General features: G+C 56.5%; 23 protein-coding genes. 8 read left to right on the top strand and 15 right to left on the bottom strand.

The annotated features are described in order from the left end of the window. Nucleotides 1-75 precede the first annotated feature (75 nt). The 5 genes from JYB84_RS07035 to JYB84_RS07015 form a co-directional block, all read right to left on the bottom strand. Nucleotides 76-1338 carry an ANTAR domain-containing protein gene (locus JYB84_RS07035; protein WP_207322710.1) on the bottom strand — a complete coding sequence of 421 codons (1263 nt, stop codon included), beginning with the start codon at nucleotides 1336-1338 and terminating at the stop codon, nucleotides 76-78. Next, complete coding sequence (cobA, locus tag JYB84_RS07030) at nucleotides 1331-2155, bottom strand: uroporphyrinogen-III C-methyltransferase (RefSeq protein ID WP_207322709.1); 825 nt, start codon at nucleotides 2153-2155, stop codon at nucleotides 1331-1333. Before cobA ends, JYB84_RS07035 begins: the two co-directional genes overlap by 8 nt. Then, on the bottom strand, nucleotides 2148-4895 hold the full coding sequence (locus JYB84_RS07025) for a nitrate reductase (RefSeq protein ID WP_207322708.1): 2748 nt from the start codon (nucleotides 4893-4895) through the stop codon (nucleotides 2148-2150). Before JYB84_RS07025 ends, cobA begins: the two co-directional genes overlap by 8 nt. A 227-nt stretch (nucleotides 4896-5122) precedes the next feature. Then, a complete protein-coding gene (locus JYB84_RS07020; protein ID WP_207322707.1) occupies nucleotides 5123-5476 on the bottom strand; it encodes a cytochrome c3 family protein in 354 nt (117 codons plus the stop codon). 400 nt (nucleotides 5477-5876) lie between these two features. Then, nucleotides 5877-6356: a group I truncated hemoglobin gene (locus tag JYB84_RS07015; protein WP_207322706.1), complete on the bottom strand. Its 480-nt coding sequence runs from the start codon at nucleotides 6354-6356 to the stop codon at nucleotides 5877-5879. Nucleotides 6357-7544: 1188 nt separating this feature from the next. On the opposite strand from JYB84_RS07015, the gene JYB84_RS07010 reads away from it, so the two are divergent. Next, entirely contained in the window at nucleotides 7545-7910 is a 366-nt protein-coding gene (locus JYB84_RS07010; RefSeq protein WP_207322705.1) for a hypothetical protein, read from the top strand. Between the two features lie 342 nt (nucleotides 7911-8252). Here JYB84_RS07010 and JYB84_RS07005 read toward each other — a convergent pair whose 3' ends face one another. Continuing rightward, nucleotides 8253-9380, bottom strand: a complete 1128-nt coding sequence (locus JYB84_RS07005; protein WP_207319884.1) for an IS110 family RNA-guided transposase — start codon at nucleotides 9378-9380, stop codon at nucleotides 8253-8255. A 122-nt stretch (nucleotides 9381-9502) separates the two neighbouring features. Between JYB84_RS07005 and JYB84_RS07000 the strand changes: the two genes are divergently transcribed. The 4 genes from JYB84_RS07000 to JYB84_RS06985 all read left to right on the top strand — a co-directional run bounded on the left by JYB84_RS07000 (nucleotide 9503) and on the right by JYB84_RS06985 (nucleotide 11701). Continuing rightward, nucleotides 9503-9961 carry a hypothetical protein gene (locus tag JYB84_RS07000; RefSeq protein WP_207322704.1) on the top strand — a complete coding sequence of 153 codons (459 nt, stop codon included), beginning with the start codon at nucleotides 9503-9505 and terminating at the stop codon, nucleotides 9959-9961. 95 nt (nucleotides 9962-10056) lie between these two features. Continuing rightward, on the top strand, nucleotides 10057-10701 hold the full coding sequence (locus JYB84_RS06995; RefSeq protein WP_207322703.1) for a hypothetical protein: 645 nt from the start codon (nucleotides 10057-10059) through the stop codon (nucleotides 10699-10701). A gap of 80 nt (nucleotides 10702-10781) precedes the next feature. Further along, the gene (locus tag JYB84_RS06990; protein ID WP_207322702.1) at nucleotides 10782-11198 is read left to right on the top strand and encodes an MAPEG family protein; all 417 of its coding nucleotides are present in this window, start codon (nucleotides 10782-10784) and stop codon (nucleotides 11196-11198) included. A 35-nt stretch (nucleotides 11199-11233) separates the two neighbouring features. Beyond that, nucleotides 11234-11701, top strand: a complete 468-nt coding sequence (locus JYB84_RS06985; RefSeq protein WP_207322701.1) for an OsmC family protein — start codon at nucleotides 11234-11236, stop codon at nucleotides 11699-11701. 168 nt (nucleotides 11702-11869) lie between these two features. Here JYB84_RS06985 and htpX read toward each other — a convergent pair whose 3' ends face one another. Beyond that, a complete protein-coding gene (gene htpX, locus JYB84_RS06980; protein ID WP_207322700.1) occupies nucleotides 11870-12730 on the bottom strand; it encodes a protease HtpX in 861 nt (286 codons plus the stop codon). Nucleotides 12731-13026: 296 nt separating this feature from the next. Here htpX and pepE point away from each other — a divergent pair, with 296 nt between their 5' ends. Then, nucleotides 13027-13737, top strand: a complete 711-nt coding sequence (gene pepE, locus JYB84_RS06975) for a dipeptidase PepE (RefSeq protein ID WP_207322699.1) — start codon at nucleotides 13027-13029, stop codon at nucleotides 13735-13737. A 112-nt stretch (nucleotides 13738-13849) separates the two neighbouring features. Here pepE and bioD read toward each other — a convergent pair whose 3' ends face one another. Genes bioD through bioB form a run of 4 tightly spaced genes read right to left on the bottom strand, consistent with a single transcriptional unit; the run spans nucleotide 13850 to nucleotide 17590 of the window. Continuing rightward, nucleotides 13850-14530 (bottom strand): dethiobiotin synthase, encoded by a 681-nt coding sequence (gene bioD, locus JYB84_RS06970; RefSeq protein ID WP_207323132.1) that lies wholly within the window; start codon nucleotides 14528-14530, stop codon nucleotides 13850-13852. Further along, nucleotides 14530-15291, bottom strand: a complete 762-nt coding sequence (locus tag JYB84_RS06965; RefSeq protein ID WP_228290904.1) for a methyltransferase domain-containing protein — start codon at nucleotides 15289-15291, stop codon at nucleotides 14530-14532. The genes bioD and JYB84_RS06965 overlap by 1 nt, the downstream gene beginning before the upstream one ends. Before the next feature lie 47 nt (nucleotides 15292-15338). Next, nucleotides 15339-16496 carry an aminotransferase class I/II-fold pyridoxal phosphate-dependent enzyme gene (locus JYB84_RS06960; protein ID WP_207322698.1) on the bottom strand — a complete coding sequence of 386 codons (1158 nt, stop codon included), beginning with the start codon at nucleotides 16494-16496 and terminating at the stop codon, nucleotides 15339-15341. A 26-nt stretch (nucleotides 16497-16522) separates the two neighbouring features. After that, a complete protein-coding gene (gene bioB / locus JYB84_RS06955) occupies nucleotides 16523-17590 on the bottom strand; it encodes a biotin synthase BioB (RefSeq protein WP_207322697.1) in 1068 nt (355 codons plus the stop codon). A 99-nt stretch (nucleotides 17591-17689) separates the two neighbouring features. Here bioB and bioA point away from each other — a divergent pair, with 99 nt between their 5' ends. Next, nucleotides 17690-19000: an adenosylmethionine--8-amino-7-oxononanoate transaminase gene (gene bioA / locus JYB84_RS06950; protein WP_207322696.1), complete on the top strand. Its 1311-nt coding sequence runs from the start codon at nucleotides 17690-17692 to the stop codon at nucleotides 18998-19000. A 21-nt stretch (nucleotides 19001-19021) separates the two neighbouring features. On the opposite strand, the gene JYB84_RS06945 is transcribed toward bioA, so the two are convergent. Together JYB84_RS06945 and cobB are read right to left on the bottom strand one after the other, a co-directional pair. Then, entirely contained in the window at nucleotides 19022-19477 is a 456-nt protein-coding gene (locus tag JYB84_RS06945) for an AAA family ATPase (protein WP_207322695.1), read from the bottom strand. Further along, a complete protein-coding gene (gene cobB / locus JYB84_RS06940) occupies nucleotides 19477-20223 on the bottom strand; it encodes a Sir2 family NAD+-dependent deacetylase (RefSeq protein ID WP_207322694.1) in 747 nt (248 codons plus the stop codon). The genes JYB84_RS06945 and cobB overlap by 1 nt, the downstream gene beginning before the upstream one ends. Before the next feature lie 251 nt (nucleotides 20224-20474). On the opposite strand from cobB, the gene fur reads away from it, so the two are divergent. Beyond that, the gene (gene fur, locus JYB84_RS06935; protein WP_207322693.1) at nucleotides 20475-20903 is read left to right on the top strand and encodes a ferric iron uptake transcriptional regulator; all 429 of its coding nucleotides are present in this window, start codon (nucleotides 20475-20477) and stop codon (nucleotides 20901-20903) included. A gap of 79 nt (nucleotides 20904-20982) precedes the next feature. On the opposite strand, the gene JYB84_RS06930 is transcribed toward fur, so the two are convergent. Beyond that, on the bottom strand, nucleotides 20983-21483 hold the full coding sequence (locus JYB84_RS06930; protein WP_207323130.1) for a GNAT family N-acetyltransferase: 501 nt from the start codon (nucleotides 21481-21483) through the stop codon (nucleotides 20983-20985). 42 nt (nucleotides 21484-21525) lie between these two features. Then, nucleotides 21526-22437 carry an AEC family transporter gene (locus JYB84_RS06925; protein ID WP_207322692.1) on the bottom strand — a complete coding sequence of 304 codons (912 nt, stop codon included), beginning with the start codon at nucleotides 22435-22437 and terminating at the stop codon, nucleotides 21526-21528. Nucleotides 22438-22460: the final 23 nt, after the last annotated feature.

The following is a 22460-nucleotide window of genomic DNA, read 5'->3' as shown; positions in this document are numbered from 1 at the left end:
TGCCACTTTTTATCTTGCTGTTTTTACTTACTATTTCATTGTTACTCGGGTGAGCATCCCTGTACCGGTGCGTCATTATTGGGCAACTGCACCCCTTTGGCGCAGCAGGCTATCGGCCAGCACCGCCATGGATTGGCCCGTGTGCATCGAGTGGCGCCGCAGCAATCCCAGCGCTTCGGCCTCGGTCACCCCTTCGGCCATCATCAGGGCACAAAGCCGGCCAACGGGCCCGGAACCCTGTGCCTTGCCCGAGTAGGCCAGTGCCAATGCCGCGTCGGCGCAGTCCGCCCGTTCGGTCAGCAGATAGGCGGCGGCCAGGGACGCCCGGACACAGGCCCCCTGCCAGGTGTCATCCCCGGCACCCGGCAAGGCCGATGCACCCAGTTGCCGGTGCGCCATTGCATCGTCGGCCAACGCATTGAGGCTGGCCTGGGTGCCCTCGGGAGCACAGGCGGGCAGCAACCAGGACGGCACCCGCGGGCAGGCACCATTTGCATGGCCCTCTGCATAAGCATCTGCATCAATCTGCCACAACTCGGTCTCCACCCTGGGATTGGGTTCGGCCTCGCCCTGAAAACCGCGGAACAACAACTGCCGGGCTCCGTGCCCCTGCTCCCTGGCCATCAAGGCAATGACCTCGGCGTAGTGCTGCTCCAGTTTGGGGTGAAAGAAGGCCCGCATGCCCAGGGGCGCATTCAAGGGATTGATAAATTTCAGCGCCTGGGTCAGCAAGCTGCGAATACCCAGGGTGGCATGCAGTGAGCCAAGCTCGCGCCAACGCGGCAGTATCGCCGACAGTGGCAGGTAACAACTGACACCGTCCCCAATAAAGGCGCGGGCCTCGGCAACTGAAGTTGCGGTGGGGATCCCCACATGGTGCAGCGCCTGCCCCACATGGCTGCGGCGGCTATAGCCGCCGGGTCTGGCCGCATCGCGACCATCATCGCCGTGCAACAGCACCGGAATGCCCTCGGCCTGCAAGCGTTTTACCCCATACAGCAGCCAGGGAAACTGGCCACGCTTGCCGGCATAACAGGGCCAATCGATAAAGGGAGTAGAGCTGGCGCCGGCACCAGGGCTTGCACTTGCTTCTTCCCCGGCAGCGGAGGCAATGAGCTGGCGCAGCGCCAGCGCCACCCCCGCCACTTCGGCCGGGGTTTCGCCGCGGCTGCGCATCACCATCAGCGCGGCGCCAAGGGACAGGTCGGTGACCTCCTGCGCCGACCAGCCAAGGAGCAAGGCGCGGCTTTCCTCCAGGGTTAAGGTCCGTGCCCGTTTCGGGCCGCAGGCGATGGCCCTAAGTAACGCCTTGGCGCTGTGATCAAATCCGTCAGCCATGGGCCACCTCCGTCGCACTCAACCTGCCCAGCCCCGCCCGCAGTGCGGTCAGCTCTTCACCTATGGCGCAGACCTCACCCACCATGATAAGGCAAGGGCCGTCACCCCCCAGGTTTCTGGCGGCGGTGGCAAGCTCATCGAGGCAACAGAATTCGAGCCTTTGTCCGGGACGACCACCGTCGCGCACCAGGGCACAAGACAAGGCGCCGTCGGCCCCGGCAAGCTTGAGACTGGCGGCAATTGCGGCGGCCTGGGCGGCGCCCATGTAAAACACCAGGGTGCTGCCAAGGGCCAGGGATTGCTGCCAATGGCGACTGGCATTGCCGCCAATTTGGCGACCCGTGATCAGGGTGACCGAGCGCGACTGCCCCCTGTGGGTCAGGGGGATCATGGCAGCGGCACCGCAGCCCAGGGCCGCACTGACACCGGGCAGCCAGCGACAATCAATGCCCCGTGTCAGCAAAAACGCCGCTTCCTCGCCGCCGCGGCCAAAGACGCCGGGATCGCCGCCCTTGAGCCTGAGCACCCTGAGTCCCTCACCGGCCAGCGTTGCCAGACACAGGTTAATCTCATCCTGATGCGCCGACTGGCCACCGGCTCTTTTGCCCATGGCAATGCGCCGGGCCCCGGGATTGGCCAGCGCCAGCACAGACTCATCCACCAGAGCGTCATACACCAGGGCATCACAGCGGCGCAGCAGCGCCAGCACATCCAGGGTCAGACTGCCCACATCACCACAGCCGGCCCCCGCCAGTACCACAGTGCCGGGTAAAAACTCGCCCCCAAGGGCGCTAATCAAGGACGTCAGATCAGCCATGGGATACCTCCACAGACATAAGAAATTCATCGGCAATGGCCCTGACTTCACCAAGACAACTGCCACAGCCACTGCCGCAGCCCGTTTGCTCACTGGCCCAAAGCAGTGGTTCCGCACCGTCCGGACATTGTGCCAACGCCGTTTCAATCCCCTGACGACTGACGCCCCGGCACAGGCACACCAGGGGGCTGTCACCCGCCAGGACCTGGGACTCCAGCGTCTTGAGCAGCGCGCCGTCAAGCGGCCTGCCCACCATGGCGGCAAGGGCAATATGGTCCAGTGGCAAATCGCCCTTGGCGGAGATATTGAAACCGGCCAGGGTTTCGTCGCGGATCCAGGCCTGCAACCAAATCGTCTTCTGGCCAGCCTTGAGCTGCCAGCGCAGAGCCTTCAGCTGCCAGCCCAGGTTGCCCTCGGGCGCGGGCGTGACTCCTGATGCAGGCGTTACCCCGGGAGGAAAATAAAACACCTCGGCAGCGCCGGACTCAAGACACAGTTTCTGGCGCCTCAGATACTGCTGCTGCCCGGATGCCTGTTCACCGTAGTGCACCAGCTTCCAGAGGGGCCCGAGGGGGCTGAGCCTCACCTTTTGCCCCTTGAAGGCGGGCTGACGGGAGATGGGATCCACCTCGGCGGCAACCACGGCATTGACACCGGAGCCAAGCTCCTGCCCGGTCCAGTGCATGGAGACAAAGGGATGGCCGGGTTTCAGGCTGTCGTCCTTTTTCACCGGCAAAAACAGTTCCGCCTTGGACACATTCTTTAGCTCCGAGGTCTTTACCGCTACACCATCGGCCTGCTCTGCATGTTCTTGCATAGCCAGCGCGACCAGATCCCCCTCTTTGAGCGCGAGCGCTTGCATATCTTTGGGGGCCAGATAAAGCTGCGGCTCCCATTCCTGGCGGCACAGGGCGGCAACGTGGCCGGTGCGGGTACGGGTATGCCATTGATCGCGACTGCGGCCCGAATTCAGTTGGAAGCAGCCCGGCTCCAAGGTGAGCCTGGCCGGCCTTTCATTGATAGCCGGCGCCGCCTTGATTGCCGGTAAAGATGGTATGACTGCCGGGGGTACAAAGCGCGCCCGGTCATCCTTGAATGCGAATCGGCCATCGGTAAACAGCCGCGGCTCTTGTGCGCCCACGGGCCAGCGCATTGGCGCCATGGCCTCGTAGGCCTCATCGCTCAAAGTGGCGAGCGGTGAGATATCGAAGTGTTTTTCCGGGAAGGCGCCTTTAACCACAGCGGACAACGCCGCATGCTCACGGAAAATAGCTGCCACTGAGGGATAGTCAAAACCGCCGTAGCCCATGGCCTGCGCCAGTGCGCACACCGCCTGCCAGTCGGCCCTCGCCTCCCCCTTGGGCGCTCTGAAGGCCCGCTGGCGGCTGATGGTGCGCTCCGAGTTGGTCACAGTGCCGGACTTTTCCGACCAGCCCAGCGCAGGCAACAGCAGGTCCGCCAGCTGCGCCGTGTCGGTATCTGGGGTGATATCCGACACCACCACGAAGGGACAGGTTTGCAGCGCCCGCTGCACCAGTTCCCGGTCCGGCAACGACACCATGGGGTTGGTCGCCATGATCCACACGGCCTTGATTTTACCGTCCGCCATGGCCTGGAACAGTTCGGTGGCGGTGAGTCCCGGCGCATCCGGCAGTTGACTGCCGGGCCAGAAACCGTGCAGCAACTGCCGCTCGGCGTCGCCAAAGGACAGGTGGCAGGCAAGTTGGGTCGCCAGCGCCCCCACCTCACGGCCCCCCATGGCATTGGGTTGCCCCGTGAGGGAGAAAGGACCGCAGCCCGGCTTGCCAATTTGCCCCAGCAGCAGATGGCAATTGATGATGGCATTGATGGTGTCTGTGCCGCTTACCTGTTGATTCACCCCCTGGCAAAAGGCGGTGACCACTTTATTGCTGCGATACAAATCCACCAGCTTCTGCAGCTCAGGCAGGGACAGCCCCAGGGCCCGGGCGGCGGCGCCTGTGTCTGCGAAGGCAGCGTCCAGGCTGGCCAGGGTGGCATCAAGCCCCTGGGTATGGGCTTCGACATAGGCGGGATCTACCGCGCCCTGACGGGATAATTCCAGCAATAGCAGGGAAAAAAGCGCAAGGTCCCCACCGGGTGACAGGGAGATGTGCCAATCGGCCTGGGCGGCTGTGGCGGTTTTCCTCGGGTCAATCACCACTATTTTCGTGCCACGGGACTCACGGGCACGCAGCAATCGCTGAAACAACACGGGATGGGTCCAGGCGGCGTTGGAGCCCACCAAGACCACCAGCTCGGCCTGTTCAAAATCCTGGTAACAGCCGGGCACCAGGTCTTCACCGAAGGCCCGCTGATGGGCGCTGACCGCCGCCGACATACACAGGCGGGAATTGGTATCCACGTTGGCCGTACCCCAAAAGCCCTTGGCGAGCTTATTGGCGACGAAGTAATCCTCGGTCAGGAGTTGCCCGGAAAGGTACAGGGCCACGGACCCGGGGCCGTGATCGCGGATGGCCGCAGAAAAACGCTCAGCCATCAGGGCAATGGCCGAATCCCAGTCCGTAGTTTTGCCGTGAAGACGGGGGTATCTCAGGGCGGATGGCAGCGGCAAGGTGTCCAGCAGGCGCTCACCCTTCTGACACAAGCGCCCCAGGTTGGCACTGTGGCTGGCATCCCCATGCACCCCCTTGCCATCCGGCGCAATGCTGACACCACAGCCAACGCCACAGTAAGCGCAGGTAGTGTTGACTTCTCTCACAGGCTTCTCCCATCTCGTATTGGAGAGAGGAGACAGGCAAGGGACAAGCCAATGTTTATCTATTTGATTTTAAGGGATTTTAAAAACCATTCATTCGACCCACGTACCACAAGGGTGCAAAGCTTGCACCCTTGTGGTTCAGCGATGCGGCTTGGTGTTTCCATTCAGGCTGGTTGCCACAATAAAAAACGCCGGCGGTTGGCCGGCGTTTAACATTATCTGTGCTGTTATTTTTTCAGCGTTGATTCTGCAGTACGGCCATCGTCATGGCACTCCTCACAGGTTGGACGCTCGCCCACTTTCATCTCGTGCTGCACGTGACAGTCGGTACACACAATTTCACCGTCGTGTGGTTTATGTACTTCATCACCTTCGGATAGTGGCTTGTGGCAGGACACACACTTGTCATTTTCGAACATGCCGTCTTCGGACATGGTCTCGTTCTGGTGGCAGGCCTCACAACCATCCTTGGCAGCATGGAAGTCGGATTGCAATTGGTCATCGGCAGCAAACGCTGCGGGTGACAGGGACAACGCCGCCATGGACGCTGCGAATAAGGCTGATAACAGGATTTTGCTCACGTTCAATTCCTCCAATCTTGACGGTCTGTGGCAGTTCTTATGGGGTTGCTGCCATCGGCCGCCGTGCAATGGCGAGCTTTATTTGCCCTTGCCGGGCCAATAATTTCACCATCCGGGTGTCCTCACTTTAACAAGCCAACATACGAAAAAATGTGCGCTTTATCATGTAACCAACTGCTTCAGTGAGTATTTTACACGGGCTATCACCTCCATGTGGCTTAACCATAAACGAAAAATGGTTATTTAGCCAAATATATCATTGTGGGTACTCGGCCCTGGTTACATCTAAGAATTTCTCCCCGTGCCGATTCAGTAACAGCCCCTTGGAGGCGGTAGCTTTTTGATTATGTAAAACAAAAAAACGAGCCATTCGACTCGCTTTTCATACACGCGAAATAAGCTAAGACTTGCTTATCACTATGTCGGCCTTGGTTGAGGCCATAATATCCAGCAGCTCCGCCGTTTCCTGCTCCGGCACCTGATGCTTGGCCAGAACTTGCTTGAACAGCGCTATCATACGGTCCCATTCATTCTCGGTGATATTTAGATGTTGATGGGTTTCTCGCATCGCCCGACCACGATACTCGCAATCTCCTCCAGTGACCTGGCACACCATGGAGGTCACCCTGTACTTAAGGTAAGCCACAGGCACCCGCTTGCGGGCTGCATCTATGGCAGGATTGCGGTTAAGCTCATCATCCACCACCAACACATCCAGAAAATCGTTCACCACCACGCTGATGGGCATAAGGCCACCCAACCTGTCATACAGTGAAGGACTCGGAGTTGCCGGCTCGGCGTTATCGCCTTCGGCCATCACGGGGAAAACCGCCATTGAGACGGCCAACCAGGCCCAGAGGAAAAACTTGGATTTAATCATATTCACCTCGGCACAGGGGAGCCCGTCGCCACATCCCCTCACAAAAACAGCTTTCGTTGTCCCGACGCAGACAGCAGGCTCCGCGGGCAGCCATTGCACCATGGCTTAGCGGCGCCCTGAAACACACCTGAATTAAACAGTTTAGTCGACTGCCGGGGTAATATCCCCAGGGGTCAGATTGTTGATTGAATGGATCTCGGCTATTCCCGGCTCCCATCCGCCCCGATACCCAGTGTCGGCCTGACACCTAGCCTTCCCTATATCTGGGAACATACCCGGATGGCGACATAGTAAGAAGAGCAGCAGTGGCAGCTTGAGAGCCGCCGCAGCGCCAATCGAATCATGGACGGTGAGCTGGCTGTTAAAAAAGGAAGTTATCCGTGGACAAGCCAGGCACCTTGCCCGGGTGTGGGCTCGGCGCCCGCGGTTTGAGACCCACGACTTTCTGCCGCTGGCACAGCGGCTATCTTTTGCCAGCCCAGCAACTTCCGGCATCAAATGCAATTAATCACCTGCCGTGGGCTTTCGCACTGCCACACCCGTGACACGCTGTGAACCCTTCCCTGGGCGCTCACCGGCGACGTCCGTGTCGCCGATGGTCACTGGTGCGGCAGTGCCAATTTTGGGTGTTCCACTCAGGCAAATGTGCGGCCTCAAACCAAAGGCAAAGAGGTACATCAAATTTCTGCTTGCCGAACAGCAAACATCTCTGCCAAGATGCTGATTCAAGGAGATAAAACAAGGTTTAGGGACGAAGCACACTACTTCAGCCCGTGCGGTAGCCATGTTATTCCAAGGCACATAGCAGGGCCTAGGGCCTGCATCTATGTCATGCAATAGAGAGTGCAACCGTCGGATTTTCCAAACTCTGAATGACTGAGTGTGTACAGTGCTTTTGTACAGTCGTATTTGATATTGGGGAAACAGGCACCGAAAAAGCGCATAAACCTTGCGCGTTAATTTTAAAGCGATTAATAAAAGTCATTTTAAATTAATGTCTTATGCTTTAAGGGATAGTGTTAATAGGTTTAGAAACCGCGCATGCGCGTTTTGCTGCCAGGTATATTTGAACCAATTTCAATTTCTATCATGAATACAAAAATTTAGCGTTGCGCGTTCACACTCCTCCGAGGACTAAAACGCGCATGCGCACTATACAGCTGTTAGTTGCCAAAGAGAGAATGGTGCATGATTCAAAACGAGAAGGATTTTATTGCTTGGATTGATGGGCAGTTGAACGAAAATATTCCCAGCCAAATTGTTGCTTTCAATATCAACATATATGAATCTCCGTTCAATATTGAAATAGTTGGTTCTAGTGAATTCGACCCTGATAATGAAGATTGGGCATGTAACGAAGACTGGATTCCAGAAAATCGATCAGTATCAGTTTCTAATTCGATCTTCGGTAATTCATGGGAAGAGGCGCAGGAAAATATTCTTGCAATGGCTAAGCTCTATTTTCAATCCAGCTCAAAAAATACGCACAAGCTAAAAGTTGTAAAAGCTTTTGCAGTGGGCTTCGTTGACGGTAACCTTAGCTATGTACTGTAAGCAACTAACAAGCAAAGGCAGCATCGCCCTGCGGGCTGGACGCGCTATCGCGCGCCGCTGCTTTGGGCGTTGATATGATTTCCTTTGTCAAATAGATAATAGTGTCCTTACCGGAGGGCCAAAAACGCTCCGGTAAGGACACTCTGGCAGACGGGCTTGGGCGAGTAAGTGTCGGCGGTTGACCTTGCTGATATCCGCGAGTTTGGTTATTCGCATTACTTGTGTTCGCCGTTGGAGCCTTGCCTCAGTCTAGGAGCGCGGATGTGACCGCTTAACGCCCTCGAGGGTTGCTCGCACCGCTGCCGCAGCCCGGTACTGCCAGAGTGATTGCTTAAATCAGCTTCAGAACGCTTGTATTGGTTTCTCGGCGTCAAAGCCCTGCGCCAGGTCCCAGATGTAACCGGTCAGCTCCCGTGCCACCGCAGTGACCACCTTGTTGTACTCTTTGCCCCGCGCCTTCAGGGCATGGAACCGTCGGCACAGGCGTTGCTGCACTTCCCAGGAGCGGGTTTGCAACTTGATGGAATGCGCCTGCTGACGACTTTCCAGCTCCCGCGAGACCCGGGCTGGAAATCGATAGGCCCACGCCGATTCGATTAAGATGCGCCTGGCATGACCATTGCCACATTTGGTGATACCACCCCTTCGTTCCCGCTGGCCACTGGAGCGTTCACTGGGTGTCAGGCCGACAAAGTTCATTAAGGAACGCGGCGAGGCAAAGCGCCGCAGGTCACCCAGCTCGGCCAACAAGGTCATGGCGGACAGAAAACGCACGCCCCGCAGCACCGTCAGGCGCTGCACCAGCGGATACCAGCGCCAGCTTTCAGCCAGGCTTTGCAGTTCTAACTCCAGCCGCTGCAAGCGCTCATAGCGCTCGGTCACGGTGTGGATGTAATGCTGGAAGGTAATTTTGCTGGCACTTTCCGGGAAGCTGATATCCGCCAGATGACGCCGATAGGCTTCGGTCCAGTGTTGGCGACCGCTGCAGGGGTGGCCATGACGCAGCAGGAAGGATTTCAGCCGTTGCCGCGCCTGACGCAAGTCGAGCATGGCATCCTCCCGGCAGCGGATAAGGTCGCGGATGGCCTCGTCCCGTTCGTCCGGAACATAGATAGACTTCAAGTCACCACTGCGGGCCAGTCTGGCCAAGGTCATGGCATCGCGTTTATCGGTTTTGACCCGGTCTCCCGGGGCCTTGGGGATGAGCGCCGGCGCTACCACCCAGCATTCAATGCCACGGCGCAACAGATGACGATAGAGCCAGAAACCGCAGGGACCGGCTTCATAAATGACGCACAGCTTGCTGGCTTTGGCTGTTTGGTTTTTAAAGAGTTTATCAAGTGAACGCAGGTTGGTTGGAACAGTGCCATGGTAGTGCACTGTGTCAGCCGGCTTATCAGAAACCCAGGCCACGTCAGTGGTCTCCTTGTGCACGTCCAAACCGATAAAAAGTGTGTTAGCTTTAGACATGTCGGCCTCCTGTGATTGTTTGCCTATTGGATCAACAAACAGTGTGGCTCTGGTTTAACTAACCCACGAGAAAACACGGAGGCCGACACCTGCACAGGGAATCATTATGTCTATACGACTTGATGAACACTCAAACCCAATTCAGCGATTTATACAGCGCATTCAGTGGTTACCCTCTTAAATCGAAAATCGAAGGGTGCCCTCATTGTGAGCTGCAAAGTGCAGATGATTTATTGCACAAAAATGATTTGACCCAGCTAGCATGGGATGATCTTCAGCTCTTCATTGCTCAAACCATGACAACATTTGGTGACGTAGACGATTTCAAACACTTTTTACCCCGTATCTTTGAGCTTTACATCACGGATTATTGGAACGCGCCATATGATTTTGGATTATTTCTCTCAAAGCTAGAGTATGGTGGTTGGACTACATGGCCTCAGAGTGAAAGAGAATCTGTGATAAGGCTGTTTGACCGTTGGGTAATGGGACTAAAGGAATCTAGCTTAGAGGAAGATAGAGAGTTGCTAGAGGATATTGTTGCAGACATAAAATGCTATGAGGTTAAGTTTGTCGTATAACCAAGCCAGCCAGCGCCGCTCCCTTCGGTCGCTGGACCTCGTTTCACTCGGCCGCGGCTGGCGGCGTTAGCTTTCAGAGTTAATTAGGTGCTCATGTGGAAATAATTGAACATTTAAAATCCTTTAATAGAAAAGAGCGCTTTCATCTTGTTGGCCAATTACTGGGCAATACTGAATTTAACCTTGATCCAAATATATTGCAGAAAATTCTTGACTTATTGCATTTGGACACACCCATATCCTACTTTTCTGCAATGGACTATCACTTAGATTGGATATACGCAAGTTTAGAATTAGCTCATGTTCATGGAAATAAACCTAGATCAAGAGTTCCCTCGTGTATCAAAGCTACCCAAGAAGATGTCGACTTTTTATTGGCTTTTGGGGATGAATCTGGAAAAACCCACATTATTATGATCGAAGCTAAAGGAGATACATCTTTTACTAATAAACAGCTTCAGAGCAAAGCTAATAGGTTAAGTGCTATTTTTGGTAAAGATAATGAAAAGTGGAGTAATGTTGTCCCACATTTTTTAATTTGCAGTCCAATTAAACCAAATCGACTAAAAATAAACAACATTCCATCTTTTATGCTTAACAAAAATAATGACAACTTTAATTGGTTTAGACTCGACATGCCCTTAAACCAAAAAAAAGTCACTCGTTGTCATCCGGACGGAAAGGCATCCGAAGATGGTGAATTCTGGAAAGTAGATACTTTAAGAAACTCAAAAAGCTAACAAACAGTTAAAGAGGGATGCTGAACTTACGGCGTTAAGCTACAAATGGTTAATCAACGGATAGCGCGAGGCAAATAGGAATGAACTCACCAACGATAATTGCTTTTCTAGGATTCATAGCATGGGCCCTGTTTTTGCTTGTTCTGATGGAGTCTATTCGTTCAAAAATGGTTATTACCAAAGAGGTGGCTCCAAACGGGTTCAATCCTGAGAACTCCAATTTGTCATCATTTATGCAGAGGTTGGCTCGTGCTCATGCAAACTGCATAGAGGGTCTGCCAATTTTTGGCGGCCTGATGATTGCGGCGCTAGTTACTTCTAATGCGGCCATTACAGACCCGCTTGCGTATATATTTCTGGGCGCAAGGATAGTTCAGTCACTTATTCATCTCGCATCATTAAGCCCGACAGCGGTGACAATCAGGTTTAGTGCATTTGCTGTTCAAATGATTATTGGTGTCTACTGGTGTTATAAGTTACTAGAGGCGCTGCTGTAATGAGAGCGCAGCTTAACCATTCAAAAGGAGATGAGATGTCTGAGTACTGTGCATCGGTAAAATGGAATCGCGGTGAAGATGAAGCCTTTGTCGATAATAAATACAGCCGTGGTCATGTATGGGAATTTGATGGCGGTGTGCGCGTACCTGCCTCTTCGTCACCCCATGTGGTACCGCTTCCCTACTCCGTTGAGACTCACGTAGACCCTGAGGAGGCCTTTGTGGCTTCCTTATCCAGTTGTCACATGCTTTTCTTCCTTTCAATCGCAGCCAAAAAGAGATACGTAGTTGAAAGCTATACAGACGATGCGCTGGGTATCATGGAAAAAGATGACTCGGGTAACATCGCCATGACCAAGGTGACGCTGCGTCCCAAAGTCGCGTTTTCGGGCGCTCAAATCCCTTCAAGGGATGAGCTCGAAAAAATGCATCACCAGGCACATGAACTGTGTTTTATTGCCAACTCGGTTAAAACACAGGTCGTCACAGAGATCATCGATTGAGGCGTTGTGACTCTGCAGCCGTTGTCTTGTCCGGAGCAAAAAGCAAAGTATGGAAATCAATGCCATTGCTGCGCCATAAGAGATAGCCAATGTCGCTGAGTTCGATGCTGAAAATTAAAAAAGGAGGCCGCTGGCCTCCTTTTTGTTTGACGTCTTTGACGTTAATTATCAGTGACTTTTCAGTGCTGCAATGCGCTTTTCCAGCGGAGGATGGCTCATCATCAGCTCGGCCATGGAACGCTTGCCATTGATACCGAAGGCTGCCATTTGGGCAGGCATGGCACCTGTCTCTGGGCCGGTGCGCAGACGTTCAAGCGCTGCCACCATCTTGTTGCGTCCCGCCAGCTTGGCACCGCCCTCATCGGCGCGGTATTCACGGATCCGGGAGAAGTAAGCCACCACCATGGAGGCCAGGATCCCGAACAGCATTTCCAGTACAAACACCACGGTGATATAGGCAAAGGTACCCAGGCCCTCGCCTTCTTCGTCACCGGAGAGGAAGTTGTCGATAATACCGGCAACCACGCGGGCGGCGAAGATCACGAAGGTGTTCACCACGCCCTGGATCAGGGTCAGGGTCACCATGTCTCCGTTGGCGACGTGGCTGACCTCGTGTGCCAGTACGCCCTCAACCTCATCCTGGCTCATGCCATACAAGAGGCCGGTGCTCACCGCCACCAGCGAATTGTTTTTGCTGGGACCTGTGGCAAAGGCGTTCATTTCAGGGGAATTGTAGATGGCCACTTCCGGCATCTTGATGCCTGCATCCCTCGCCTGGCGGGCAACAGTCTCAAGCAACCACTGCTCTGTGCCATCGCGTGGACGGGTGATCACCTCACAGCCCATGCTGCGCTTGGCCATCCACTTGGAGATGGCGAGAGAGAAAAAGGCACCACCGAACCCGAACAGGGCGGCAAACACCAACAAACCACCCTTGGTGTGGGTATCCACACCCAACAGTGACATGATGATCGACATTACCAAGAGTACAGCCAGGTTGGTAATGAGGAATAAAACTACGCGCTTCATTTCAGCTCCTTAGTGGGCAATCAGTGCCACAATGCGTCTATGCAGACATAATATGTCCGAATAGTGCGAATTCAAGTGTCCGGTAAAAATTTTCCTGCGTTTCCTGTCTGCAGGCGCCACTCTGGCTAAATCAGCCGGATCCCGGCCAGTCTATGCAGGCAGCATTAAGCGAAACTTAATCCCCCGCGCCCCTAGGGCGTATCTTTATTTCACTGTCTTTCCAGAGAAACTTTGTTAACATCGGCCATCTTAGTCGGCTGTCCCCGGACAGTGTACCCCGAACCAAGGATATTAAAATGACAATACAGGCCCTGCTGCTGAGCAGCTCACGGGAAGGCGACAGCCCCTATTTGCAACATACCCTGCCCTATATAGCGCCGCTGACGACCGGCCGCCGCAACTGGGTGTTTGTGCCCTATGCCGGCATCAGCCTGGGCTATGACAATTACCTGACCCGGGTCCGCGAAGGGCTGGCGTCGCTCAATATCAATATCAGCGGCATTCATGAGCACAGCGATCCGCGCCAGGCCATCCGCGACGCCGATGGCATTCTGGTGGGCGGCGGCAATACCTTCCATCTGCTGCACGAGCTGTACCGTTACGATCTGCTGCACCTTATCCGCGAAGAAGTGGCGGCCGGCAAACCCTACATAGGTTGGAGCGCGGGCTCCAATGTGGCGGGGCTGAGCATTCGCACCACCAACGACATGCCCATCATAGAGCCGCCGTCCTTTACCGCCCTAGGCCTGCTGCCATTCCAGCTCAATCCCCATTACACCGACTACCAAGCCCCGGGTCACAACGGGGAAACCCGCGCCCAACGTTTGCTGGAATTTACCTGCGTCGATCCCCTGACCCCGGTTGTAGGCATACAGGAAGGCAGTGCCCTGCTGCGCGAAGGCGACAGCCTGAAGCTGCTGGGTGACAAGGAAGGCTACCTGTTCAAGGGCGAGATCCAAAAGCAGGTCATTGCCGCCGGCAGTGATTTGTCGGCCATGCTGGCTTAAGCCACAAGCCGCCCAACGATTACCCAAACAAGAAAAGGCGGCCTGTGGCCGCCTTTTCTTTTACTGCGCATCTTTGGCACAGAGGCTTATTTCAAGGGGCTATTTCAAGGGGCTATTTCAAAAGAGACAGGTCCAGACAGGCGGCTGCGGCTTTTGGATCGGCATCCGTCAGATGCGGGATCACCCCAAGGCATGGAGAGTCCATCACCTCGCGCAGGGTTTGCAGGTTTTCCTCAAAGCAGGCCATATGGGCATCCACCCGATTGGCCACCCAGCCGGCAATTCTCAGCCCATCGGCCTTGATGGCTTCCTGGGTCAGCATGGCGTGATTGAGGCAACCGAGCTTCATACCCACCACCAGGATCACCGGCAATTCCAGGGCCTGCACCAGCTCGGGCATAAAACGGCCCTGTCCCAGGGGCAGACACCAACCGCCGGCGCCCTCCAGCAAACAAAAATCCGCAGCGTCCATGGCGTCCCGGTCAAGCAAGGCCAAAATTGCCTCGGGATTGATGTCCACACCGCTTCTTGCGGCGGCGATATGGGGCGCAATGGCAGGTTCAAAGGCCAGGGGATTGACCCTGTGATACGGCAAGGCGCAGCTGGCATGGGCCATCAGCAGTTCCGCATCGGGGTTTCTGAGCCCGGATGCTGTCAGGCGGCAACCCGATGCCAGGGGTTTTATTCCGAGAGTATTGCGACAGCCCGGCAGTTGCTCGGCAGCCGCTGTCAGGAGCGCCGCCGACACCAAAGTCTTGCCACAATCCGTATCCGTGCCGGTGACAAAATAGATCATACCTGCTCCTCGCGCCGCCGGGCGATGAGATAAAGAATACGGTAACTCAGTGGCAGGCCCACGTCGGTGCGCAGCGCCTCGGCCTCGGCCTGCTTGGCCTGCCAGTCGCCCCGGCCCCTGAGCCTGGCGCCACCATCGGCCCGATACTGGGCATTGGCGCCGACGCCCTTGATGGAATACAGCAAGGATTGCAGATTGGCAAAGTGCAGGCTGTGGGTCACGGCCTCGCAGTGCTGCACCTGCCATTGTGTGGGATCAAAGGCCGCGGCCATGGCTGAAGCCGTGGCGAAGTGATTGACGGCAAAGCCCAGTTGCTCAAGTTGCGGCAGGCTGCCGTCGCAAACCATGGCGAGCAGCGCATGGCCGCCGGGACGCAGCACCCTGGCCATCTCGCTCACCGCCTGTGGCAAGGGCTCACACCATTGCAGCGCCAGGTTGGAATAGAGGCTGTCGATGCTGTCTGTTCTCAGCGGCAAGGCACAGGCATCGCCACACAGGGCGTGATAATCGGGAAATTCCTGCTTGAGGCGGGCACACATGCCAAAGGCAATATCCAGGGTCAGCACCTCGGACACAGGGTCACTATTAAAGGCGGTGCCAGGACCTGCGCCCAGGTCCAGCAAGCGTCCGGCGGGTGCGACCTTAACCTCGCCAGCCCTTTGTATCAGCTCAGCCGCCGTGAGTCGCTGCAACACATTGTGCTGCCGATAGTGGCTGGCGCGGGAAAAGTGCTCGGCCACCTGAGTCAATTCGCTCAAGGCTGTCAGCCCGTTCAAAGACGGATCGTTCAAAGACGCGGCTTTGCTCAAGGCTGCACCTCAGGACTGCCAAGTGTTGCCGCGGGCAGTTGCGCCAGGGCGGCCAGCAAGGCGTCGAGCTGAGGCCGGCTGTGGCCGGCGCTTAAGGTGATCCTGAGTCTGGGGCTCGGCACAGTGGGTGGGCGTATGGCGCCCACCAGCACCCCCTGTTGCCGCAACTGCTCTGCCGCCGCCATGCAGCTCGGAACATCGGCCATGGGCAGCAGCTGTATGGCCGAGGCAGAGTCGAGCAGTTCCAGTCCCAGCGCTTGGGCGCCGCGGCGGAAATAATTGATATTGTCGAACAGCCGGGCACGGGCATCGCTTCCGGCGGCAAGACGTATGGCTTCGCTCACGCAAAAGGCCTGGGCCGGTGACAGGGCCGTGGAATAGATGTAGTGGCGGGCACAGGCCACCAGGCTGTCGATAAGCGCCTTTGAGCCCAAAATGGCGGCGCCCTGGGCTCCCAGGGCCTTTCCAAAGGTGACCAGTTGAATATCTATGCCAGGCTCGCCCGCAGAGCGAGTGAATTCCGGCAAACGGCTGGCACCCATGCCCTCCTCGCCTATGACACCAAAACCGTGGGCATCATCGACGATAAGCAGACTGTTGTGCTCGCGGCACAGCCTCGCCAGCTGCGCCAGCGGCGCCCCATCGCCATCCATGCTGAAGATGCTCTCGGTCCACAGCGCCGTGCCGGGGTATTTGCCGAGCAGCCTTGCCGCGCCATCAAGATCATTGTGTGGGAAGCGCCGCAGCGCAGCGCCACTGGCCTGAACCCCGTCAATGACCGAGGCGTGAATGTATTTGTCGGCGATAAGGGTATCGCCCGCCTGCAGCAAGGTCGCGGCCAATGCCAGATTGGCGGCAAATCCGGAGCAGAACAGCAGCGCCGCTTCATGGCCAGTTACCCGGCACAGTTCCTGCTCCAGCGCCTCATGGGCCGGGCTGTAGCCACTGACCAGGGCCGAGGCACGGCTGCCGACACCAAAGCGGTTGGCGCCTTCGGCAAGGGCCGCCGCCAGCTGCGGCTCGCGAGCAAGTCCCAAATAATCATTGGCGGAAAAATCGATGAGCGCAGGTGCCCACAACCGGCGCCGGCGCCACAGACCGGCCTCGGTCAGCGCCAGGCGATTGGCCTGTAAGCGCGCAAGCAAGGGATTCATCTTGATGCTCAATCGGGACTGCGTCTTCAGCGAGTGGCGTCGTAAAACAGCGCTTGGCCGGCGTCTTTTTCCTGCTTGTCGGCGGCACCACGGCTGGCCTTGGCGAGCACAGCGGCATCCTCTTCCACCATGGCAGCCTTGCCCTGCTCGGGCTTAAGCCCCAAACGGCGGAACAGGCTCATGTCATCGCTTTCCTCGGGGTTGGCCGTGGTCAGCAACTTGCAGCCGTAGAAAATGGAGTTGGCGCCGGCAAAGAAACACATGGCCTGCAGCTCGTCGCTCATCTTCTCGCGACCGGCGGACAGACGCACCCGGGATAGCGGCATCAGAATACGAGCCACGGCTATGGTGCGGACAAATTCCAGCGGATCGAGATCCTCAAGGCTGTCGAGCGGTGTACCCGCCACTTTCACCAGCATGTTGATGGGCACAGAGTCCGGGTGTTGTTCCAGATTGGCCAGTTGCTGCAGCAGACCGGCCCTGTCGGTGGCCTGTTCACCCATGCCGACGATACCGCCGGAGCACACCTTCATGCCCGCAGCGCGCACATTTGACAGGGTATCGAGCCGGTCCTGGTAGGTACGGGTGGTGATGATATCGCCGTAATATTCGGGCGAGGTATCCAGGTTATGGTTGTAATAGTCGAGTCCGGCCTCGGCCAATTGGCTGGCCTGGTGCGCCGACAGCATGCCCAGGGTCATACAGGTTTCCAGCCCCAGGGCCTTCACTTCCTTGACCATGTCGGTGAGGTAAGGCATGTCACGCTCGTGGGGATTACGCCAGGCGGCGCCCATGCAAAAGCGGGTGGCCCCGGCATCACGGGCGGCTTTGGCCTCGGTCAGCACCTTTTCGATCTCCAGCAGGCGCTCTTTTTCCAGTCCGGTATCGTAGCGGGCGCTCTGGGGACAATATTTGCAATCCTCGGGGCAGGCGCCGGTCTTGATGGACAGCAAACGGCTGACCTGTACCTCATTGGGATCGAATACCTCACGATGTATGCTGTGGGCACGGAACAGCAGGTCATTCATCGGCAGCGCAAACAGGGCTTCGATTTCGCTGCGGCTCCAATCGTGACGGACGGTAAAAGATGACATGGGACTACCCTAAGTGTGGCTTTTAATCTTGGCTAGGATACCCTTGGCCGGTAAACTGTCAACGCCAACCAGTTTTCAAGGTTTACTAATGGTTACTTTATGAGCATTGATTTCGAGTTTGATCGCAAGCACCTGTGGCATCCCTATACCTCCATGCACTCTCCCCTGCCGGTTTATGGTGTCCGGGCCGCCGAAGGCTGCGAACTGGTCCTCGATGACGGCCGCCGCCTCATTGACGGCACCAGCTCCTGGTGGGCCTGCGTCCACGGTTACGGCCATCCGGCACTGCTGGAGGCCATCAGCAGGCAAAGCCAACAACTGAGCCACGTGATGTTCGGCGGCATTACCCACGAAAGCGCAGTGGAGCTGGCACGCACCCTGATAGCCATGACCTCGCCATCCCTGACCAAGGTGTTCCTGGCGGACTCGGGCTCCATTGCCGTGGAAGTCGCCATCAAGATGGCCATTCAGTACTGGCAGGGCCGCGGTCAACCGCAGAAACAAAAGATACTGACAGTGCTCGGTGGTTATCACGGCGATACCTTCGCCGCCATGAGCGTGTGCGATCCCGAGCAGGGCATGCACGGCATGTTTGGCGAGACAGTCACCAAGCAGTTTTTTGCCAGCGCGCCACCGGCGGGCTTTGAGCGGCCACTGGTAGAGGACGATCTGCAGTCCCTGGAGCAGCAACTGCTTGATCACGGCGCGCACATCGCCGCCGTCATTATCGAACCCATAATGCAGGGCGCCGGCGGCATGCGCTTTTACAGTCCTGCCTTCCTCAAGGGGCTCAGGGAGCTGTGTGACAGATACCGGGTGCTGTTAATTCTCGATGAAATTGCCACCGGTTTCGGTCGCACCGGCAAACTCTTTGCCTATGAACACGCGGGCATAGAGGCTGATCTCCTCTGCCTTGGAAAGGCACTCTCCGGCGGCTATATCAGTCTGGCGGCGACCCTGTGCAGTGATGAGGTGGCGTCCGGAATAAGTGACTCCCCAGCCGGGGTCTTTATGCACGGCCCCACCTTTATGGCCAATCCGCTGGCCTGCGCCGCTGCCCGCGCCAGCATGGCCCTCATCAACGAAAACCATTGGCCGCAGCAGGTGGCCGCCATCGAGGCGCAGCTGAATAGCGAACTGGCGCCGGCGCGTGCTCTGCCACAAGTGACGGATGTCAGGGTACTGGGGGCCGTGGGGGTCATTGAAATGAAGGGCGCCGTGGATGTGGCTTTGGCGCAACAGGCCTTTGTGGAGCTCGGAGTATGGATAAGACCCTTTGGGCGTCTCTTGTACCTGATGCCGCCTTACGTGATAAGCCCTGGGCAGCTAACGCGGCTGACCTCAGCCATGCTGGAGGTGGCCGCCATGACCGGCATTTGCAAAGGGCTGCACAGTCCCAGCCACGGCTAATCTTTAGTCGGCTGTCCTCAGCTAGTCAGCTTCAAATTGTGCCGCCATGCGCCGTATGGCCTCCAGGCTGACGCCATGGCGGTTGCGGGCGGCGCAGATTTGTTGGTGCTGGCTATTCCAGGGCTCGCCAATCAATTTGCGCTCTACCCTGTATCCCAGAGCCCTGGCGGCGGTTTCGTAGCAGAGGAATTCCCAGCGGGCCATATTGGTGTTGTCACAAATCACCACAGGCGTGTGTAACGCCAGCGCCTCAATAAAGGCCGCCAGGTTGCGCTGATGGTATTCGCTGAGGCGGGCGGCGTCGAAGCGATACTCTCCCTGCTCCATAAACAAATTGTCGGTGGAGCACACCACTACCTTTTCGGCATCCTCTGCCGCCAGAACGGCCAAAAGCTCGGTCACCCAATGGGACTTACCGCTGCCCGGCAAGCCCCGCAGTATAATGGCCAATGGGACTGCCGTTTCTTCGCTCACCATCAGCCCTCTAACGCCACATCAGCGGCCAATACACTGAGGCTGCGACCATCCAATATCGCATCCACCAAGCGGGGCACCAGCTCACCGGCCGCCCCCGTCAGGTGCAGCTGAAACTGGCTGTGCCGGTCCGGCGCTACCATGTTCACTTCCAGGGTTTGGGCGCCCATGTGATTGGCGGCATCGACAAAACCGGCGGCGGGATAGACGGTTCCAGAGGTGCCGATGGCGATAAACAGATCGCAACTGTCCAATGCCTGGTGGATCCTGTCCATCCCCAGGGGCATTTCCCCGAACCAGACTATATGGGGCCTGAGGCGCTGGGCCGGAATACAGCAGGTGCACAGGTTTTCCGGACCAAAGGGTTCAGTGAGCACAAAGGTCTGGCGCGAACGGGGACAACGGCCCTTGTTGAGTTCGCCGTGCATGTGCAACAAACGCCGACTGCCGGCCCGCTCATGGAGGTCATCCACGTTCTGGGTGATAAGCAGAAACTCCCCCTTAAACTCCTGCTCCAACCGGGCCAACGCCAGGTGAGCCTGATTGGGGTGCACCGCATCCGAGTGCAGCTGCTGCCAGCGCAGATTATAAAAACGCTCCACCAACAGAGGGTCGCGTTCATAGCCTTCCGGCGTCGCCACATCCTCGATGGCATGATCTTCCCAGAGCCCATGTTGGTCCCTGAAGGTTCTGAGGCCAGACTCTGCCGAGGCTCCGGCGCCTGTGAGTACAACTATATGGCGATACATCTGCTGTCCTTGGTTCCGGTGATATTCATATCCTGCCCCCAGCCCTGAAGGCAGGCAATTGGGCCTTGGTATAACCATGACCCTTGTAAGGGTGTTACCAAAGTTAAACCCAATTGTCGCTCATTTTAAACAAATATTGGGCACCAGGGGATCGATTGCCGGATCAAAGGTTTCCGTTTTGGCATTTGCCACATATAATGGCCTGACTATTTACGGATGAACCTATTGGTTCTGCAATCAAGAGATTAGCCATGACAGATGGAAATCAGGCCCTTAAAAAAGCGGGATTGAAAGTCACCCTGCCACGAGTAAAAATCCTGGAACTGTTGCAAGAACCGGAAAATCAGCACATCAGTGCCGAAGATTTATACAAGAAATTATTGGATATTGGCGAAGAAATTGGCCTGGCCACCGTATACCGGGTGCTGAACCAGTTTGATGATGCCGGCATAGTCACCCGCCATCACTTTGAGAGCGGCAAGGCAGTGTTCGAACTGGCGAGCCAACACCATCACGATCACCTGGTGTGCCTGAGCTGTGGCAAGGTGATTGAATTTTCCGACGAGACCATTGAGCGTCGTCAGCATGAAATCGCCATGAAGCATAATATCAAGCTGACCAACCACAGCCTCTATCTCTACGGTGTCTGCACCAATGATGAGTGCGATCACGGCGAGTAAGCCCTGATTGGGAATAAACAGTATCACAATGAAAAAAGCCCTGGCATGTCAGGGCTTTTTTATTTAGCTCAAGTCGGCGTTAGAGCCAGCGGTGGAATACCGTCACCCCATGGCCCATGAATTCACTGCGACCATTGGGTTCCATGCCCACCTTACGGGCCACACCCATGGACCCCAGGTTGCCATCAAGGATCAGCGCTATTGCCTCGTCCACCTTACAAATGGATTTGAATTCGGCAATGGCGGCCTTGGCGGCTTCGGCACCTATGCCCTGGCCCCAGTATTCGGGGAAATAGCGGTAGCCCAGCTCCACCTTGTCGAACTCAGGAATATATTTGGGACCGCAGAAACCTATGACCTTGCCGCTTTCCCTGTGCTCCACCGCCCAACGCCCAAATCCCCTGGAACTGTAGTCGGCATAGATCACCTCGTGAAGCAGCTTCTCGGCCTGGGCCCTGTCGGTAAAAGGCTCGGTGGGGATATAGGTCAATATTTCGGGGATACTGTTCATCTGGAACAGGGCCTCAATATCGCCCTCGTTGAAATGCCTCAGCACCAGTCGGTCGGTTTCGGTAATGATCACGCCAGTCTCCTTGTTAACTATCAACTCCAATATGGCGCATCACGTTAACACAGATAACCAAAACATCACAGTCAGTACGGACATGGCGCTGGAAATGACCACCGCCGACGCTATCACATCCTCATCCTGCTTGAGTTGCAGCGCTATCAGATAGGCATTGACCCCAAGGGGGGATGCCGCCAATAACACCGCCACGGCTCTTTCCACGCCAGTGACGCCGAGCAGGCTCGCCAGCAACCAGACCAGAGTTGGCAACAGCAGCAATTTCAGCAGGCTCAGCAGCAGCGCCTGACGCCAGCCCTCGCCTATGTGGTAATGGTTCAGATTCGCTCCCAGCACAAACAAGGCACAGGCAATGGCGGGCTTGGCCAGCATCTCCAGCGCCCCAGTCATTGGCGCCGGTAAACTGAGGCCACCGAGATTGCCAAGCAACCCCAGAGAAATACTCAGCACCACGGGATTGAGCAGCACGGTTTTCAACACACCCACGCCGTTATTGCTGGCCTGGGCTTTACCGGCCACCAGAAAGGTCAGGCCAAAGAGCAAGGCACTGTGAAAGGGAATAAGCAGAAAGACGCTTTTCATCTGTGCCGGGCCAAAGGTGGCGATCACCACCGGCAGGCCCACCAACAGGGTGTTGGAATAGCTGCCGCCGAGCCCCATCAGCGCCAAGTCCGCCAATGGCTTGTGGCTCAATAATCGGAACAGCAGCAAGGACAGGCCAAAACAGAGCAGTACCGGGCCATAAAAGCTGACAAAGATGGCGGGATTGAGTGTCTCAGCCAGTGACACCTTGAGCATGGCGTTAAACAGCAGGGCCGGAATACTGACAAAGAAAGCAAATTGGCTGATGCCGCTCACCTGCTCCCGGCTAAACCACTTGAAACGGCTGGCAAAAAATCCCAGGGAGGCGATAAACAGCAAAGGAAAAACAATGGCAAAAACGGACATGGCGATTTCCGCAATCAGAATTG

The organism is Shewanella cyperi (assembly GCF_017354985.1).
GTDB lineage: Bacteria > Pseudomonadota > Gammaproteobacteria > Enterobacterales > Shewanellaceae > Shewanella > Shewanella cyperi.
The sequence above is the reverse complement of the archived record's forward strand: the minus strand, read 5'-3'. Positions and strand labels throughout refer to the sequence as shown.

Bases quoted from the DNA above. Each gene is read 5' to 3' on its own strand.
- JYB84_RS07035 (WP_207322710.1), bottom strand. From the start codon at position 1,338: ATGGCTGACGGATTTGATCACAGCGCCAAGGCGTTACTTAGGGCCATC.
- cobA (WP_207322709.1), bottom strand. From the start codon at position 2,155: ATGGCTGATCTGACGTCCTTGATTAGCGCCCTTGGGGGCGAGTTTTTA.
- JYB84_RS07015 (WP_207322706.1), bottom strand. From the start codon at position 6,356: ATGATTAAATCCAAGTTTTTCCTCTGGGCCTGGTTGGCCGTCTCAATG.
- JYB84_RS07010 (WP_207322705.1), top strand. From the start codon at position 7,545: ATGATTCAAAACGAGAAGGATTTTATTGCTTGGATTGATGGGCAGTTG.
- JYB84_RS07005 (WP_207319884.1), bottom strand. From the start codon at position 9,380: ATGTCTAAAGCTAACACACTTTTTATCGGTTTGGACGTGCACAAGGAG.
- JYB84_RS07000 (WP_207322704.1), top strand. From the start codon at position 9,503: ATGAACACTCAAACCCAATTCAGCGATTTATACAGCGCATTCAGTGGT.
- JYB84_RS06990 (WP_207322702.1), top strand. From the start codon at position 10,782: ATGAACTCACCAACGATAATTGCTTTTCTAGGATTCATAGCATGGGCC.
- JYB84_RS06985 (WP_207322701.1), top strand. From the start codon at position 11,234: ATGTCTGAGTACTGTGCATCGGTAAAATGGAATCGCGGTGAAGATGAA.
- htpX (WP_207322700.1), bottom strand. From the start codon at position 12,730: ATGAAGCGCGTAGTTTTATTCCTCATTACCAACCTGGCTGTACTCTTG.
- pepE (WP_207322699.1), top strand. From the start codon at position 13,027: ATGACAATACAGGCCCTGCTGCTGAGCAGCTCACGGGAAGGCGACAGC.
- JYB84_RS06960 (WP_207322698.1), bottom strand. From the start codon at position 16,496: ATGAATCCCTTGCTTGCGCGCTTACAGGCCAATCGCCTGGCGCTGACC.
- bioB (WP_207322697.1), bottom strand. From the start codon at position 17,590: ATGTCATCTTTTACCGTCCGTCACGATTGGAGCCGCAGCGAAATCGAA.
- bioA (WP_207322696.1), top strand. From the start codon at position 17,690: ATGAGCATTGATTTCGAGTTTGATCGCAAGCACCTGTGGCATCCCTAT.
- JYB84_RS06945 (WP_207322695.1), bottom strand. From the start codon at position 19,477: ATGGTGAGCGAAGAAACGGCAGTCCCATTGGCCATTATACTGCGGGGC.
- cobB (WP_207322694.1), bottom strand. From the start codon at position 20,223: ATGTATCGCCATATAGTTGTACTCACAGGCGCCGGAGCCTCGGCAGAG.
- fur (WP_207322693.1), top strand. From the start codon at position 20,475: ATGACAGATGGAAATCAGGCCCTTAAAAAAGCGGGATTGAAAGTCACC.
- JYB84_RS06925 (WP_207322692.1), bottom strand. From the start codon at position 22,437: ATGTCCGTTTTTGCCATTGTTTTTCCTTTGCTGTTTATCGCCTCCCTG.